The 15,815-nt window shown below is 61.4% G+C and carries 14 protein-coding genes; 4 read left to right on the forward strand and 10 right to left on the reverse strand.

What is annotated here, in order from left to right; translation table 11 throughout:
- Positions 1-183: 183 nt before the first annotated feature.
- From BMX61_RS13815 to BMX61_RS13830, 4 genes are all read right to left on the reverse strand, one after another.
- Entirely contained in the window at positions 184-1,839 is a 1,656-nt protein-coding gene (locus BMX61_RS13815; RefSeq protein WP_170854943.1) for an FAD-dependent oxidoreductase, read from the reverse strand.
- A gap of 122 nt (positions 1,840-1,961) precedes the next feature.
- On the reverse strand, positions 1,962-3,659 hold the full coding sequence (locus BMX61_RS13820; protein WP_170854944.1) for an FAD-dependent oxidoreductase: 1,698 nt from the start codon (positions 3,657-3,659) through the stop codon (positions 1,962-1,964).
- A 104-nt stretch (positions 3,660-3,763) separates the two neighbouring features.
- On the reverse strand, positions 3,764-5,434 hold the full coding sequence (locus BMX61_RS13825; RefSeq protein WP_083639487.1) for an FAD-dependent oxidoreductase: 1,671 nt from the start codon (positions 5,432-5,434) through the stop codon (positions 3,764-3,766).
- A 122-nt stretch (positions 5,435-5,556) separates the two neighbouring features.
- Positions 5,557-6,468 carry a sugar kinase gene (locus BMX61_RS13830; RefSeq protein WP_075628269.1) on the reverse strand — a complete coding sequence of 304 codons (912 nt, stop codon included), beginning with the start codon at positions 6,466-6,468 and terminating at the stop codon, positions 5,557-5,559.
- Between the two features lie 282 nt (positions 6,469-6,750).
- On the opposite strand from BMX61_RS13830, the gene bglA reads away from it, so the two are divergent.
- Together bglA and aac(6') are read left to right on the forward strand one after the other, a co-directional pair.
- The gene (bglA, locus tag BMX61_RS13835; RefSeq protein WP_075628337.1) at positions 6,751-8,400 is read left to right on the forward strand and encodes a beta-galactosidase BglA; all 1,650 of its coding nucleotides are present in this window, start codon (positions 6,751-6,753) and stop codon (positions 8,398-8,400) included.
- Entirely contained in the window at positions 8,400-8,867 is a 468-nt protein-coding gene (gene aac(6'), locus BMX61_RS13840; RefSeq protein WP_092742756.1) for an aminoglycoside 6'-N-acetyltransferase, read from the forward strand. The genes bglA and aac(6') overlap by 1 nt, the downstream gene beginning before the upstream one ends.
- Positions 8,868-8,878: 11 nt before the next feature.
- Here aac(6') and BMX61_RS25435 read toward each other — a convergent pair whose 3' ends face one another.
- The 4 genes from BMX61_RS25435 to BMX61_RS13860 all read right to left on the reverse strand — a co-directional run bounded on the left by BMX61_RS25435 (position 8,879) and on the right by BMX61_RS13860 (position 11,665).
- Entirely contained in the window at positions 8,879-9,133 is a 255-nt protein-coding gene (locus BMX61_RS25435; protein WP_075628268.1) for a type II toxin-antitoxin system RelE family toxin, read from the reverse strand.
- A complete protein-coding gene (locus tag BMX61_RS13850) occupies positions 9,130-9,330 on the reverse strand; it encodes a hypothetical protein (protein WP_075628267.1) in 201 nt (66 codons plus the stop codon). Before BMX61_RS13850 ends, BMX61_RS25435 begins: the two co-directional genes overlap by 4 nt.
- 34 nt (positions 9,331-9,364) lie before the next feature.
- The gene (ade, locus tag BMX61_RS13855; protein ID WP_075628266.1) at positions 9,365-11,065 is read right to left on the reverse strand and encodes an adenine deaminase; all 1,701 of its coding nucleotides are present in this window, start codon (positions 11,063-11,065) and stop codon (positions 9,365-9,367) included.
- A 120-nt stretch (positions 11,066-11,185) separates the two neighbouring features.
- Entirely contained in the window at positions 11,186-11,665 is a 480-nt protein-coding gene (locus tag BMX61_RS13860) for a winged helix-turn-helix transcriptional regulator (protein WP_234794682.1), read from the reverse strand.
- Positions 11,666-11,778: 113 nt separating this feature from the next.
- On the opposite strand from BMX61_RS13860, the gene BMX61_RS13865 reads away from it, so the two are divergent.
- Positions 11,779-12,549 carry an SDR family oxidoreductase gene (locus tag BMX61_RS13865; RefSeq protein ID WP_075628265.1) on the forward strand — a complete coding sequence of 257 codons (771 nt, stop codon included), beginning with the start codon at positions 11,779-11,781 and terminating at the stop codon, positions 12,547-12,549.
- A 100-nt stretch (positions 12,550-12,649) separates the two neighbouring features.
- Here the strand turns inward: BMX61_RS13865 and BMX61_RS13870 are convergent, their stop codons facing one another.
- Together BMX61_RS13870 and BMX61_RS13875 are read right to left on the reverse strand one after the other, a co-directional pair.
- Entirely contained in the window at positions 12,650-13,375 is a 726-nt protein-coding gene (locus BMX61_RS13870) for an esterase family protein (protein WP_075628264.1), read from the reverse strand.
- Positions 13,372-14,334 carry an acetylxylan esterase gene (locus tag BMX61_RS13875; RefSeq protein WP_075628263.1) on the reverse strand — a complete coding sequence of 321 codons (963 nt, stop codon included), beginning with the start codon at positions 14,332-14,334 and terminating at the stop codon, positions 13,372-13,374. Before BMX61_RS13875 ends, BMX61_RS13870 begins: the two co-directional genes overlap by 4 nt.
- A 374-nt stretch (positions 14,335-14,708) precedes the next feature.
- Between BMX61_RS13875 and corA the strand changes: the two genes are divergently transcribed.
- Positions 14,709-15,731, forward strand: coding sequence for a magnesium/cobalt transporter CorA (corA, locus tag BMX61_RS13880; RefSeq protein ID WP_075628262.1), 1,023 nt, complete (start codon positions 14,709-14,711; stop codon positions 15,729-15,731).
- Positions 15,732-15,815: the final 84 nt, after the last annotated feature.

Here is a 15,815-nt window from a genome sequence, read left to right on the forward strand (position 1 = left end):
CCGGTATCATGACTAACGCAACGTCTCCTGGCGGGACTGGAAAACGGCCAATCGACGCCCCTGTCAGCTGCAGGGGCGCTCGCTTCCAGCGCCTCATGGCCGCACCTCATGCGACTGCCTTGGGAAACAGCGGCGGCGAAGCCAGGCAGCGATCCTAGGATCGCGGCTTCGAGGCCCCTTCCGCTACCACCAGCTGAGAACCTGCCCGGACTTGGCAAGCTCTTGCCGCAGGCGCTGGACATCCACCTTGTTCACATTACCGCCAGGTGCCAGCGCGGCTGCGGCGCCCGCAGCCTGGCCAAGCACCATATAGGTCGGCTCCACCCGGATGGATGTATAGGCGACATGGCTGGTGGAGATCGCAACCGAAACCAGCAGGTTGCTGACCTCCTTCTGGCTTGGGAGCATCACCCGATAGGGAATTTCATAGGGCGAAAGCGAGATGCCGTCGCGGATATCCTCGGCGATATGCCCGTTCAAGACCGTGCGGATCATGCCATGCTGATCCAGAGGATAATAGCCGAGCCCGATGCCGTCGCTGAAGCTCGTTCTCTGTTTCAGATTGTTTTCGGTCAAAACAAACTGACCGACCAGGCGCCGCGCCTGACGCACATACATCTGATAGGGGAAGTTGTCATTGTCGACGAATTCGTCCGCGCAATAGCCATATTGCGCTGTGAATTCCCGGGCTTTCTTGGGAACGCGCGGGTCGCTGACCGCAAACCAGAAATATCCCTGAATGTAGCTGCGGACGGACTGTCGAATTTGCTCGCGCTTTGCCTCGTCGCCGGTTGCATAGTCATAACCGACATTCCAGACATTGGTGCTGAAAAACGAATTGGAGTTGACGTCCTGCTTGTCGTTGACGGTATCGCCGCCGCCGATGAAATATTGGCTGGAAAGGTGCCGGCCCTTCTCCGCCAAGGCCGCGATGAAGCGTGCCACGGCCTCATATCGCAGGGGATCATAATCGACCGGCTTGGTGAAGGGCCGCATGTTCTTCGGATCGGTTGTCACGCAGAGGCGATAGTTGTAAGCCATCAGGCTCTTATCCGCCTTGCCGACAGGCTGCTGCCCGATGGAGGAGAGACCGGGCAAGAGGCCGCTCGCCGGTTTACGGGGCACGATATAGGGATCGATGACCAGATCGATCCTGTCGCTGCCATCTCCCACATGCGGATAGGCAAGCTTCTGCACGCCTGCATCGTCCTCACGGTATTTCGACTTGGCTTCGCGCCCGACGATGGTACGAACGCCGGCACGCATCATCAGATCGCCTTCATAGCTCGCATCGATGAAGCTGCGTCCGCAAAAGCTTTGCCCTGATGTTGCCGTCAGGGATTGGATCGTTTTGCCGCTGCGGCGAATGGAGGCGATCAGCTGCCCTTTGACAAGCCGGACATTGTTCTTTTCCAGCATGTCGCCAAAGGTGCGCTCTGCCCATCTGGACTCGAAATAGGCGTATCGCGCATCGCCGATGCCGTATTTATCCTGGGCCTTATCCAGGAATTCCTTGACGATGCCGCCGTAAATCCCGCGTTTGCCAGCCGTGTCGGTCTTGTTCAGACCACTCGTCATCATTCCGCCAATGTGTCGTGTCGGCTCGAGGAGGATGACGTCCTTCTTCAGCCGCGCGGCCTGGATCGCTGCGGCTATCCCAGAGGGCGTCGCGCCATAGACGACGACATCCGCACGGGCGCAGCCGGGCTGCGATGCCGCTTCAGTCTCTGATACGGAAACGGGTGCGCTCAAATCGCCCGTCGACAGTTCCTGGGCGGCAGCACCGGTCCGCGTTGCCATGGTGTCCATCAGCGGCATGGCGCTCAGGATCGAGGCCAAGATTGCTGCACGCCTTTGTCTCACAGGCTTATCTCCAATGTCCGTTTCGCGTTTGTTTTGAAGCATTAAATGAAGGAGACGATCTGCGGTTCTGATCGTTGACCGCCTCGGCCGGGCCCGTGTCAGGACTTCAGGCGGATGGACTTGTCCCATTTGAGCACTTGTCCTGCTTTGAGCAGCGTGCTCCTGAGTTTGGCGATGCTGACCTTGCTCACGTCGCCGTCCGGCGCCAGAGCTGCCGCGGCGCCAGCGGCCTGGCCCATCACCATATAGGTCGGTTCCATCCGGATAGAGGTGTAGGCGACATGGCTGGCGGAGACCGCCACCGAGACCAGAAGATTGGTGACGTCGCTGCGATTTGGCAGCAGCGCACGATAGGGGATCTGGTAGGGAGCAACGGAGAAGGGGTAGCGATTGTCCTCGGCAATATGGCCGTCTTGCACAGTGCGGATCATGCCATGCTGGTCGAGCGGCGCGTAGCCAACCCCGATGGAGTCGAGGAAGTTCGGCTTGTTCTTCAGATCATTCTCGGTCAGCACATATTGGCCGACCAGCCGCCGCGCCTGGCGAACGTAAAGCTGGTAGGGAAAATTGTCGTTGTCTGTATATTCGTCGGCGCAATAGCCGTATTGCGCTGTGTAATCCCGCGTGGCTTGAGGCACGCGGGGATCGCTGACCGCAAACCACATCAAACCCTGGATGAAGCTGCGCACCGACTTGCGGATCTCCTGGCGCTTGGCTTCGTTGCCGACAGCGTAATCATAGCCGATATTCCAGACATCCGTGCTGAAATAGGCGTTCGAATTGACGTCCAGCTTGTTCTTCACTGTGAGATCGGCGCCGACGAAATAGTTCTCCGAAATCGGCTGGCCCTGCGCATTCAAAGCCGCAATGAACCGGGCATGTGCTTCGTAGCGCATCGGGTCGTAATCGGCCGGTTTGGTGAAGGGGCGCTTGTTGCCGGGCGTGTTGGTGACGCAGAGCCGATAATTGAACGCCATCACGCTCTTGTCGGCGGATCCGATCGGCTGCTGGCCAATAGGCGACAGGCCGGGCAGCAAGCCGCTCTGCGGATCGCCGGGGACGATATAGGGGTCGAGGACCAGCTCGGTCGGGTTGGTTCTGGAGCCAACAGGGGGAAGGCGCAGCTTGACGACGCCGGCGTCCTCTTCCCCATATTGTGCCTGCGACTCGCGGCCGACGATCGTCTTTGCGCCCGAGCGCTGCATGAGATCGCCCTCATAGCTGGCATCGATGAAACTCGTCCCGCAAAAACTTCTACCCGAGGTCGTGGTCAGAGACTGGATCGCGCGATTTTTCAGCTTGACCGAAGAAATCAGCTGGCCTCGAATGACCGTGACCTTGCTGGCGTTCAGCATCGTGCCAAAAGTCTGCTCGGCCCACTTCGCTTCGAAATAGATGCGAATCGGATCCGTCAGCTGATAGGTCGTGGTGGCCTTGTCGAAGAATTCGGTGACAATCCCGCCATAGACGCCGCGATGCGGCGCCGCGTCCGTCCGGCTCAGGCCGCCCGCCATCATCCCGCCAATATGCTGGGTGGGTTCGAGAAGGATGACCGTCTTCTTCAGCCTTGCAGCCTGGATCGCCGCTGCGATGCCACTTGGGGTCGCGCCATAGACGATGACATCGGCGCTCTTGCATGTGCCACGGGACGCTGACCGTCTCGCGGCGTCTCCTTCCGTCTCGAGAACGGGATTGGCAAGTTCCTGTGCCTGGACGAACGTGCAGGAGACCGAGCTGAATGCCATAACCATGGCGAGCACAAACGTGGCGATCGCGCCTGTCCGACGTGCGAGCATTCTATCCATATCCTGTTTGTCCGCGGAATTGACTTTGAAGCGGCGCAGCACGCCCCAATCTTCCGGATCACATCAATATGGCTTGTTTATAAAACAAACACGCGTTAGCGCCAGCGGATAATCTGGCCTGCGGCAATTAATTCGCGCCTGAGTTGTACTATGTTGATATTGTTGACGTTTCCGCCGGGAGCCAGGGCGGCGGCTGCGCCTGCGGCCTGGCCCAGCACCATATAAGTGGGCTCTACCCGAACCGAGGTATAGGCCACATGGCTCGTCGACAGCGCGACAGGTACGAGCAGATTGGTTATCTCGTTACGCTTGGGCAGCATGGCCCGGTAAGGGATCTGGTAGGGGCCGACAGAAATGCTCTCGCGGATATCCTCGCCGATCGCCCCGTTCAGCACGGTGCGGATCATGCCGTGCTGGTCCATCGGGTAATAGCCAAGCCCGATCCCGTCGCTGAAGGTCGCTTTCTTTTCCAGATCGTTTTCTGTCAGCACATATTGCCCGACGAGCCTGCGCGATTGCCGGACATAGATCTGATAGGGAAAATTCCCATTGTCGGCAAACTCATCGGCGCAATAGCCGAACTGCGCCGTGTAGGCCCGGACGTCTTCCGGAACGCGCGGATCGCTGACGGCGAACCACAGCAGGCCTTGAATATAGCTGCGCACGGAAGCACGAAGCTGCACACGCTGCGCCTCGCTGCCTGTCGCATAGGCATAGCTGATGTTCCAGACGTTGGTGCTGAAAAAGGCGTTGGAATTGACGTCGAGCTTGCCGTTGACCGTGTCGCTGTTGCCAATGAAATAGTTGGGCGATATTGCCTGCCCATTGGCATGCATGGCGGCGATAAAGCGCGCCAGGCTTTCATAGCGCAATGGATCGTAATCCGATGGCTGGGTGAAAGGGCGTAGATTGCCCTGCACCTGGGTGACGCAGAGGCGATAGTTGAACGCCATCAGGCTTTTGTCCGCAGCACCGATGGGTTGCTGACCGATAGGCGAGATGTCGGGCAGAAGGCCGCTTTCCGGTCTTCCGGCGATGACATAGGGATCGATGATGATGAAGTCCGGCTGGGCGGTCGTGGCGATATTGGGATAGGCGAGCTTTTGCACACCGGCAGCATCCTCGCCATATTTCGCTTTAGCCTCCCGTCCGACGACCGTGGTCACCCCGGAAAGCTTCATCAGGTCACCTTCGTAACTCGCATCGATATAGACGCTGCCGCAGAAGCTGCGCCCGGCTGTGGTCTTCAGCACGGACAGGGTCTTTCCACTGCGTTTGACCGAGGCGATCAGCTGCCCGCGCACCAGCTTGACGCCGTCGTCGCGCAGCATCGCGGCAAAGGTTTTTTCGGCCCATTTGGATTCGAAATAGATGCGAACAGGATCGGTCGTCCCGTAATTCGCCCGGGCACGATCGAGGAACTCCATGACGATCCCGCCATAGACGCCGCGACGCGGCGAAGCGTCGGTCTTGTTGAGCCCGCTCGCCATCATGCCGCCGATATGCATGGTCGGCTCAAGGAGCAGAACCTTCTTTTTCAACCGTGCTGCCTGGATCGCGGCCGCAATGCCGGCCGGGGTGCCGCCATAGACGATGACATCGCCGCGCGTGCAGCCAGCAGCAGCCGGGCCTTCTTCGGTCAGGGCAGGGCCGTCGACCGGCGTGGTCAATTGCTGCGCCTGCGCCGGATGCCACAGGCCGAGTGCGGCCATCAGCAACCAAGCGAAAGCAGGGCGATAAGAGTGTTTCAGGCGAGGCTGGCTCATGGTGAAGGTCTCGGCGGTTGGTAACTGGCGCCGGATGGCGAGGTGTTCAGGCGGTCTTTGCCTTAAAGCACGCCCAGAATCATCTGATCCAGCCTTGTCTCGGTCTGATGCGGCCGTGCCGCTCAGATGGCGAGAGCTTCGCGCGGGATAAGGGCGCCAGGATGGCCGATGACGCTTGCGGCGATCTTGGCGGCGTGGGCCGCCGCGTCCTCCACCGACGCGCCTGATGCGAGCCCGGCCAGGAAGACGCCGTTGAAGCTGTCGCCCGCGGATGTGGTATCGACCACTTCGGCCACCGGATGAGCCGGCACATGAACCGTTTCGCGCCCTGCCTGGGCGATGGTGACGCCCTTTGCCCCATCCTTGATGACGACGCGTTCGACGCCGAGGCCGAGATAGCGCGCCTGCGTTGCGGCGATGTCGGCATCGCCGAAATGGGTCGCTTCATCGTCGAAGCTCGGCAACAGCAGGTTTGCAGCGCGTGCCCCGTCGGTGATCACACGGCGCATGCGTTCCGCATCGTCCCATAGGCGAGGACGGATATTGGGATCGAAGGCCACAAGCTTGCCGGCCGCCTTTGCGCGCCGCATTTCGCTGAGCAGCGTCTCCACGTCGTCAGGCGGAAGGATCGCCAGGGTGATCCCGGAAAAGGCAATGATATCGGCGGCCTCCATAGCCCGGCGAAGATGGTCGCCGTCCTGCGCCAGCAGCCTGGCAGCGGATGTGGAGCGCCAGTAGGAAAAGCTGCGCTCGCCCTTGTCCAGATGGATCATGTAGAGGCCTGGCATCCGGCCCTCGATCCGCGTGATGAAACCGGTGTGGATGCCATGTTCGGCCATGAAGGCCAGCATGTCCTGCGACAGGCGGTCCGTGCCCAAAGCGGTCAAGTAGGAGACCCGGAGACCCGGATCGCCACAGAGGCCGGCATAATAGGCAAGGTTGAAGGTGTCGCCGGCAAAGCTCTGGCGCAAAAGGCCATTGCCGGCCTGGCCGAGCTCCACCATGCATTCGCCGATCGACAGAAGATGGACCATGATATCGTTCTTTGCTCCCCGCGCGGGCGATGGCCGCACGCCTCAAGCGGATGTTCTGACCGATTCGCTTGAGATCGCGAAGCCAAAGGTGAGAGAGGATTGACCGAGGCACGCCGGAATGGGCAGGCGGCACAAGCAGGCACGCCGGGCTCGCTGAAAATTCTGCGGGCGCATTGGCATCGAAATCGCACGAAGCAGGCTTGGCATCTTTCCAAGCGTGCCGAGTTGGCTATCCTTGCCCGCAGACTGTCCCGTCCCCGCCTCGATCCGCTGGAGCATCCCATGACGCCTTCGCCGAAATCCAATCCCGACTGGTGGCGCGGGGCGGTGATCTATCAGGTCTATCCGCGCTCGTTCCAAGATACGGGCAATGATGGGATCGGCGATCTCAAGGGCATTACAGCGCGCCTCGATTATATTGCCGCGCTTGGGGTCGATGCCATCTGGCTCTCGCCCTTCTTCACCTCGCCCATGGCCGACATGGGCTATGACGTCTCCGATTACTGCGATGTCGATCCGATGTTCGGCACATTGGCCGATTTCGACGAGATGATGACGCGCGCCCATGCGCTGGGCATGAAGGTGATCATCGATCAGGTGATCTCGCACACCTCGGACCAGCATCCCTGGTTCAAGGAGAGCCGGGCTAGCCGGAACAATCCCAAAGCGGATTGGTATATCTGGGCAGATGCCAAGCCGGACGGCACGGCGCCGAACAATTGGCTGTCGATCTTCGGCGGGCCGGCCTGGGAATGGGACGGCGTGCGCAAGCAATATTACATGCACAACTTCCTGACCTCGCAGCCGGACCTGAATTTTCACAATCGCGCTGTGCAGGATGCGGTTCTCGATGCTGTCCGTTTCTGGCTGAAGCGCGGCGTCGATGGCTTCCGCCTGGATACGGTCAATTACTATTTCCACGACAAGGAGCTGCGCGACAACCCGCCTGTCACTCGGGATGAAAGCGCGCCCGGTCTCGATGCGCCTGACGTCAACCCCTATGGCATGCAGAACCACCTCTATGACAAGACGCAGCCCGAGAATATCGGCTTCCTCAAGCGGCTGCGCGCGCTTCTGGACGAGTTTGGCGAGCGGGCAACGGTGGGCGAGGTGGGGGATGGCGCGCACTCGCTGAAGACCACGGCCTCCTATGTCTCGGGCGGCGACAAGCTGCATATGTGCTACACATTCGACCTGCTCGATCCGCGTTTCACCGCCACCCATATCCGTGACTGCGTGGCGACCTTCCAGGATCTGGTCACCGATGGCTGGGTTTGCTGGGCCTTTTCCAATCATGACGTCGTGCGCCATGTCAGCCGCTTTTCCGCCCATGAGGAGGACCGAGCCCGCATCGCCAAGATTGCGATCTCCGTGCTGGCGACGCTGAGAGGATCGATCTGCCTGTACCAAGGCGAGGAACTGGGCTTGACGGAAGCCGAACTCGCCTTCGAAGATCTTCGCGATCCCTATGGCATTCGTTTCTGGCCGGCCTTCAAGGGACGGGATGGGTGCCGTACGCCGATGCCCTGGACGGCCAAGGGCGCGCAGGCCGGTTTTTCAAAGGGCAAACCCTGGCTGCCGGTGCCGGCGGAACATCAGGCGATGGCGGTGGACAGGCAGGAGAAGGACGCCCAGTCCGTCCTGGCGCATTATCGCGCCACGCTTGCCTTCCGCAAAAGCCAGCCGGCGCTGATCGACGGATCCCTGCGCTTCATCGAGACGGAGATGGACATTCTGATGTTCACCCGGGAGAAGGGCGAGAACCGCCTGTTCTTCGCCTTCAACCTGCATGATGGCCCCCAGACCGTGCCCGTGCCGAAGGGCATTTCGCTCGCTGCGCCTCTGGCAATGCCCGGCCATGCGCCTCGGCTGGAGGCGGGCGAGTTGCATCTCGAGGGCCTAAGCGTCTTTTGCGCGACGCTTGCCTCCTGATGCCGAGGAAGGCGGATCTGTGCATCCGGTGTGCAGGTGAAGACGATGCCGCCGCTTGGTGCGCTCTGCGCACCGCCTTGTGGCCTGACGCGCTGCGCGAGAAACATGCGGCGGATATTGCCGCGATGCTTGCGGCCATGGCCGCAGGCGATAAATCCTCGGCACTTCTGGCGTTCTGCGATGCAACGCCGTGCGGCCTTATCGAGCTTTCGCTCCGGCACGATTACGTCAATGGCTGTGAGACGTCGCCGGTCGCCTTCGTCGAAGGCTTGTTCGTTGCCGACGCTTTTCGCCGCCGGGGGATTGCGGCTGCGCTGATCGCGGCTGCTGTTGATTGGGCCCGCGTGCAGGGCTGCCGCGAACTGGCCTCCGACGCCGCGCTCGACAATATCACCAGCCATCGCGTTCATCTGGCGGCAGGTTTCGAGGAAACCGAGCGGGTGGTCTATTTCCGGCGGAAGGTTTGAAGGGGGCAGGTTCAGCCGATGAGCCGGTCATAGTCTGCGTGAGAGCCGATCCAGAACCAGACGAGGTCATGGCCGTTACGCACCGCAAGAGCGCGCCATTGACGCCCGACGCGCACGGACCAGAAGCGGCCAACCTCCTTAAGGTGAAGGGAGGGGTCCCGAGGATCCGCCTTTAGCAATTCGAAATTTCGGTCAGCGACATCTTGGATCTCTTTGGGTAAGGCAGCGTAGCTTTTCCAGAAGGCGGCGGTAGCGTGATGCTTCACAACGGCTTGGTCTTGCCAGCCCGAAGCTGTCCGAGCGCCTGATCGGCAAGAGCATCAAGAGCGCCTTTCTGGACATCGCTCGTGAAGCGGTTATCCCATTGGCGTGCCTGATAGGCCTCGAACCATGTCGCGAATTCGGCCAGTTCGCGGGGTTCCAGATCCCGCACGAATTGTTCAATCTGCTCCAGCCTGCTCATGGTGATGTCCTTTCGTGCATGCGCTCACCCCAACCTACCCGATCAGCGCGAAGCGGTCGACATCGACCATGCCCTTGTCGGAGATCTTGAGATGCGGGATCACGGGCAGAGGAAGGAAGGCAAGTTGCAGGAAGGGTTCGTGCAATGTGGCGCCGAGCGCGAAGGCGGCCTGGCGCAGGTCTTTGAGCGTGTCGCGCACGGCTTCATAGGGTTCAAGGCTCATCAGCCCGGCAATCGGCAGGGCGATCTCGGCCGTGAACTGACCCTTGTCGACGACAACGAAGCCGCCGCCGATCTCGCCCAGGCGGTTTGCGGCCATGGCCATATCGTCTTCGCTGACGCCGACCACGCAGATATTATGGCTGTCATGGCCGACGGTGGAGGCGATGGCGCCGCGCTTGAGGCCAAAGCCCTGGACGAAGCCGTTAGCGTGGTTGCCATTCTTGCCGTGACGCTCGATCACCGCCACCTTGATGATGTCGTGGTCGAGATCGACGCCGGTCTGATTGCCGTTCGAGGGCAGCCGGTAGCGCCGATGCTCTGTGATGATCTTGCCGGGCAGAACGCCGATCACGGGCACATCGCCTTCACTCGACGGCACCGCAAAGGCCGCCGCATGAACTTGGCCCGCCTTGACGCTATCCAGCCCGACCGGCGCGACCGAGGCGCGGGTCGCAAACAGCGCCTCGTCGACCGTTCGGCCGCCGGAGATCACCTGCAGCGGGCGGCAGGTTTCCAGGCTGTCGACGATCACGAGATCGGCGCGCCAGCCGGGCGCTACAAGCCCGCGATCCATCAGCCGGAAGGCGCGCGCGGCCGAAATCGAAGCGGCGCGGTAGACGGCAAGCGGATCGGCACCGCAGGCGATCGCCTCCCGGATCATGTGGTCGAGATGGCCTTCCTCGGCAATGTCGAGCGGATTGCGGTCGTCGGTGCACAGCGCCAGGAAAGGCGAGAGACGCTCGGTCAGAAGCGGCATCAGCGCATGCAGATCCTTGGAGACCGAGCCTTCGCGCAGGAGAATGTGCATGCCCTTGCGGATCTTTTCCAGCGCCTCTTCGGGGCTCGTGCATTCATGGTCGGTGCGGATGCCGGCGGCGAGATAGGCGTTGAGCTCGAGCCCACGTAAGAGCGGCGCATGACCGTCGATATGCCCGCCCTGAAAGGCCTCCAGCTTCGCCAGGCAGACCGGATCCTTATGGACCACGCCGGGAAAGTTCATGAATTCGGCGAGCCCGATGACCTTGGGATGGTCGCGGAACGGCAGCAGCCGTTCGATCGGCAGATCGGCGCCGGATGTTTCCAGATGCGCGGCGGCCGGCACGCAGGAGGAGAGTTGGACGCGGATGTCCATGATCGTGGCGTCGGCCGAATCGAGAAAGTACTGGATCCCCTCGGTGCCCAGCACATTGGCGATCTCGTGCGGATCGCAGATCGCGGTGGTCACACCATGGGGCAGCACGCAGCGGTCGAATTCGTGCGGCGTGACCAGCGAGCTTTCAATATGCAGATGCGTGTCGATAAAGCCGGGAACGACGGTTTGGCCGGCGATGTCGATCTCCCGAACGCCCTGATATGTGCCGCAGGTGCCCACGATCCTGTCGCCCGAAATTGCGATGTCCGAGGCCACCAGTTCGCCGGTGACGAGGTCGAAGAACTGACCGCCCTTCAGCACGATATCAGCCGGCTCCCGGCCGCATCCCTGGTCGATCAGTCGTTCGAGATGAGGCGTCATGGCAGTCTCCGATCCGGCTTGCTTCGCGGCAACTCTAGGCAAGAAGGCGCGCTATGCGAAGGGGCCATGGTGAGGCGCCTGTGCACAGGGCGGGGGGCACGCCTTCCATCCGGCATGGGGTCAGCCTGTCTTGGCCGCATCGAAGCGGCGGCGGGCCTCATCCACGGCGGCCAGATTGGCCTCGGCCCAGAGCCAGACCCCGCAAAAGGCCTCACCAAGACCTAAGCCCAGCGTTGTCAGCCGGTAGTCCACCCTTGGCGGGATCACCGGATGGATGGTGCGCCTCACCAGCCCATCGCGCTCCATCTGCCGCAGCGTCTGGGTCAGCATCTTCTGGCTGATCGTGCCGATCTCCCGGCCGATCTGCGAGAAGCGCAGCTCGCCCTTCTCGGCAAGAAGGTCCAGGATCAGCATCGTCCATTTGTCGGCAACGCGGCCAATGAGATCGTTCACCAGCGCTTCCACACGGGGATCGACGCTCGACGAAGTCGAGAGATGCGACACAGGGGAGGCCGATGCCGCAACCTCCGGCGTTTTCGAGGGTTCATCTACCGCGCCGTCGCGGGGCAGGGTCATCCGGTCAACGGCGGGCTCGGTCATCGCGGATCACTCTCCTTCAGGTAAGTATCAATCTATCAGGTGCCTTCTTCCCAAGGGAGAGTATCAGATCCACATTCCCGCGCATCCATCCGATCGCAAAAAGGACGAAAGCCATGAAACAGAGCGGAAATACGATCCTGATCACCGGCGGCACCTCAGGTATTGGCAGGGCGCTGGCGGAGCGTTTCCAGGCGGCGGGGAACACGGTGATCATCGCCGGGCGGCGGCAAGGGCTGATCGACGAGGTCGTGGCGGCCAATCCCGGCATGCGCGGCTATACGCTCGATATCGACAGCACAGCCGGTATCGAGAGCTTCGCCAATGACGTGCTGGCGCAGAACCCCGAGCTCAACGTGCTGATCAACAATGCCGGCATCATGCGCTTTGAGGATGCGGCTGCCGTGCGCGATCTGGCCGATGCCGAGGCGACGATCACCACCAATCTGCTGGGCCCGATCCGGCTGACCAATGCGCTGGTCGGCCATTTGAAGAGCCGGCCGGATGCGGCCATCGTCAATGTCACATCAGGTCTCGCTTTCGTGCCGCTGGTCGCCACACCGACCTACAGCGCGACGAAAGCGGCTCTGCATTCCTACACCGTCAGCCTGCGCGAAATTTTGAAGGACGCGGTCGAGGTGATCGAGCTTGCGCCGCCGGCTGTGCAGACGGACCTTACCCCCGGCCAGCGCGACCGGCCGGGCTACATGCCGCTGGGTGATTTCATCGATCAGGTCATGGCTCTGTTTTCACAACAGCCGACGCCCTCGGAAATCCTGGTGGAGCAGGTCAAGTTCCTGCGCAATGCGGAAGCCGAAGGCCGCTATGAGACCGCGCTGACGACGATCAACGACTTTGCCCGCAAGGCGCGCGAAGGCCAATCATGATCGTCTGATTGGAAGCATGCCGGCTGAATTATCCCGGCGGGCATTGCTGTTTCTTGAGCGTCCGATTGAGAGAGGATACCCGCCTTTCGGTCGGATGCATTTAGACATAGATGCCCGCCATGCGCCGCCAGGCTCCGGCCCGGTGAGCGCGCCCTTCCCACAGGTGCAGCTGATGCGCAATGCCCTTGCGCGACAGCAGCTGGCTAAAATGGAGGTTATTTTCCAGGAAGGGATCTTCCGCCCCGATGGTCAGCACGATGTCGCGCTGGCGCAGAAGGTCGAGCCGCCAGCCCTCGAGATTGGGCAGGAAATGCGCCGGCGTGTGGAAGTAGATGTCCTCGTCGTAATAGCCGGAAAACAGGTTGGAGAAATGCTCCACCTCGATCGTGAGGTCATAGCGGCCTGAGAAGGCGACGAGTTTCCGGAAGCGTTCCGGGTGGCGGAAAAATAGGCCGGCGGCCTGGAAGGCGCCGAGGCTGCATCCCTGCGCGATCACGCAATCATGCGGATTGAGGGCGGCCATCAAAGGCATGACTTCATGGAGCAGATAGGCTTCGAAGGCGCCATGCCGGCGGATGCGGTCGGCCGGATGCAGGCGCGTGTCGTAAAAACTTTCCTTGGCCAGGCTATCGACGCAATAGAGCTGCAACTGGCCGGCTTCCACCTTCGGCGCCAAGGCCTGGACGATGCCGAGATCCTCGTATTCGTAGAAGCGACCATCGCGGGTCGGGATCATCAGCACCTTGGCCCCGGCATGGCCGAAGACCAGAAGCTCCATGTCGCGGTGAAGGCTCGGGCTGTACCAGCGTCGATAATCCCTGTTCATGTGGCCTTGAAATGTTCGCGGACCCTGTCTTTCAGGGCCTGATGCTGCGCTGCGTTTTCAGGATAGTCGGAATGCCCGGCGTCGAGGATGAAGATTTGATTAAAGTCGTTTTTCGGCAAGGCATTGGCGATGGAAAACTGGCAGGGCGGGGCCACCGCCGGATCGAATAGGGCCACGGCTGCGATCATCGGCACGCGGATGCGCGCAGCCGCCGTCGCCGCATCATACATGCGCAGCATCTCCAGCACCTCGGGATGGCGTCGCGCATAAAGCTGCACGGAGCGGGCGCTGCCGATGCAGGGCAGTTTCAGCCAGAGCGGGCGGTTGCCGAAGGTAGGCACTTCCAGCATGCCCCGGTCGATACGCGGATCAAAGGGAATGCCCAAAGCCCCAAGCCCGCCGCCGAAGCTGATGCCGCTATAGCCAACGCGGCCATGGGCTTGGGGAAAGAGCGCGAGCAGCGCGGAGACCGCCAGCCAGAGATCTTCCACACAGCCGCCGATGATGTATCGGCTCGGCTTGTCGATATCGTGCAGCACATGCCAGGCCGCATTGGGCGAGATCGGCGGGGCCGCGCTGCGCGACATGCCGCGAAAGCAGGGAAAGAGGATGGCCGTGTTTTCCACGGGAAGGTCCAATTCCGGCGCGTCCCGCCCGCCATAGCCGTGGCCGACGACCAGCCCGCGCGTGACCGTGCCCGTGCGCGGCGTCAGCAGCCAGCCACGGATGGTCATCCGGTCCGTCGAGCTGTAGGCGATGTCATGGACGATCCAGTCGGGATGGCTCTCCTGCGCCGGGCTAAGGACCGGACGCGGATCGACCGTTAAAGCGCGTGCGTAACGCTCGCTCCAGGCGGCATCGAAGCCTGGGGGCGCGTCCGGCGGCTGAAGGGATGTCAGCATATCCAGGGTGTAGCCGTGCGAGGGGTCGAAATCGTAGTCGTGCTTGAACTGGGTCATGCGCAGCTTGTTCCGCGAAATTTCAAGGGTGGCAAGAGTGTAGCCGCAGGCGCCGTGCGCCAGGCGTGAGACATGGCCGTCTCAGCCGGGGGCATGGCGTCATGTGTCGCTGCCCATCTCCTTGAAGCCATGCCCTATTTTCAAGCATGCCCGTATTCCGGACCCGGCCGGCGCTCATCGTTTTTGCACGTGCAAAAAGCGCTTGACCCCCGTGCGGTTTGAGCGCAAGGCCCTGTTTGGCGGACCAGCCGCTTTTCTCAAGGACACACCTCATCATGGACCCCGACAGTCGAAGGTCGATTCCGATCCTGCCTGTCCGGTAGCGGCGCATGGGCGCGCTCCGGCGGGACGACACGTTCTCAAAGGAGACGCCAATGCTGCGCATGTATGTTCGCGAAGCACAACGCCTGACACTGAGCCAGGACGAGCCGGGAATGTCCGCCGAGACTGAGCGGGACGGCGCGCAGGCTGGCGCCCCGGTGCCTGCCGTCCTCTGGTATGATTTGATCAGCCCCACCCCGCACGAGGTCAAGCATGTCGAGCATGATCTCGGCATTGCCGTTCCCACGCGAGACGAGATGGAGGAGATCGAGCTCTCCGCCCGGCTCTATCAGGAAGATGGCGGCGAGTTCATGACCGTCACGGCCCTGAGCAAGCTCGACGGCGACGAGCCGATGAAGACGCCGGTGACCTTCATCCTCAAGGGAGCGACACTGGTCACCGTGCGCTATGCCGATCCGAAACCCTTCGCGCTGTTCACCGCGCGGGCGCTTCGGGTCAATGCGCATAGTTACAGCCATGGCGAAGAGGTCATGCTTGGCATTCTCGAAAGCGTGGTCGATCGCATGGCCGATGTGCTGGAGCGGATCGGCAATGAGATCGACATGATCTCGCGCGAAGTTTTCCGCTCCAAGACCGGCTCTTCCACCAAGAAAACCAGCAACCTTCAGTCGCTGATCGAGCAACTCGGCCAGAAGGGTGATTTTCTCTCCAGCGTGCGGGAAAGCCTCGTGTCGATTTCACGCATGGTCGCCTATCATGCCGCTGTCGAGACCTCGGGCCGCAAGGTTGCCAAGGAGGTGCGCCAGATGGTCAAGCTTCTGCAGCGTGACACGGTCTCGCTTGGCGATCACGCCACCTTTCTGTCCGGCAAGATCAATTTCCTGCTGGATGCGACGCTCGGCCTGATCAACCTCGAACAGAACCAGATCATCAAGATCTTCACCGTCGCCTCGGTGGTCTTCCTGCCGCCCACCATGGTGGCGTCGATCTATGGCATGAACTTTCAGGCCATGCCGGAGCTGAGCTGGGTGCTGGGCTATCCCTGGGCACTGTTCGTGATGTTCCTCTCGGCTGCCGGTCCCTTCTATTATTTCAAGCGGCGCGGCTGGCTTTAATTTCGTAAAAGGCGAAAGACGCCGCCAGACAGAACGCAAAACGCCCGGGACCATGCCGGTCCCGGGCGTTCGAGGCAGAAGCCT

Source organism: Xaviernesmea oryzae, assembly GCF_900109605.1.
GTDB lineage: Bacteria > Pseudomonadota > Alphaproteobacteria > Rhizobiales > Rhizobiaceae > Xaviernesmea > Xaviernesmea oryzae.

Excerpts from the sequence above, each read along its gene's own strand:
- BMX61_RS13860 (WP_234794682.1), bottom strand. The coding sequence starts at position 11,665 with ATGACCGAGCCCGCCGTTGACCGGATGACCCTGCCCCGCGACGGCGCG.
- BMX61_RS13820 (WP_170854944.1), bottom strand. The coding sequence starts at position 3,659 with ATGCTCGCACGTCGGACAGGCGCGATCGCCACGTTTGTGCTCGCCATG.
- BMX61_RS13825 (WP_083639487.1), bottom strand. The coding sequence starts at position 5,434 with ATGAGCCAGCCTCGCCTGAAACACTCTTATCGCCCTGCTTTCGCTTGG.
- bglA (WP_075628337.1), top strand. The coding sequence starts at position 6,751 with ATGACGCCTTCGCCGAAATCCAATCCCGACTGGTGGCGCGGGGCGGTG.
- BMX61_RS13875 (WP_075628263.1), bottom strand. The coding sequence starts at position 14,334 with ATGACCCAGTTCAAGCACGACTACGATTTCGACCCCTCGCACGGCTAC.
- BMX61_RS13865 (WP_075628265.1), top strand. The coding sequence starts at position 11,779 with ATGAAACAGAGCGGAAATACGATCCTGATCACCGGCGGCACCTCAGGT.
- BMX61_RS13830 (WP_075628269.1), bottom strand. The coding sequence starts at position 6,468 with ATGGTCCATCTTCTGTCGATCGGCGAATGCATGGTGGAGCTCGGCCAG.
- BMX61_RS13870 (WP_075628264.1), bottom strand. The coding sequence starts at position 13,375 with ATGAACAGGGATTATCGACGCTGGTACAGCCCGAGCCTTCACCGCGAC.
- BMX61_RS13850 (WP_075628267.1), bottom strand. The coding sequence starts at position 9,330 with ATGAGCAGGCTGGAGCAGATTGAACAATTCGTGCGGGATCTGGAACCC.
- ade (WP_075628266.1), bottom strand. The coding sequence starts at position 11,065 with ATGACGCCTCATCTCGAACGACTGATCGACCAGGGATGCGGCCGGGAG.
- corA (WP_075628262.1), top strand. The coding sequence starts at position 14,709 with ATGCTGCGCATGTATGTTCGCGAAGCACAACGCCTGACACTGAGCCAG.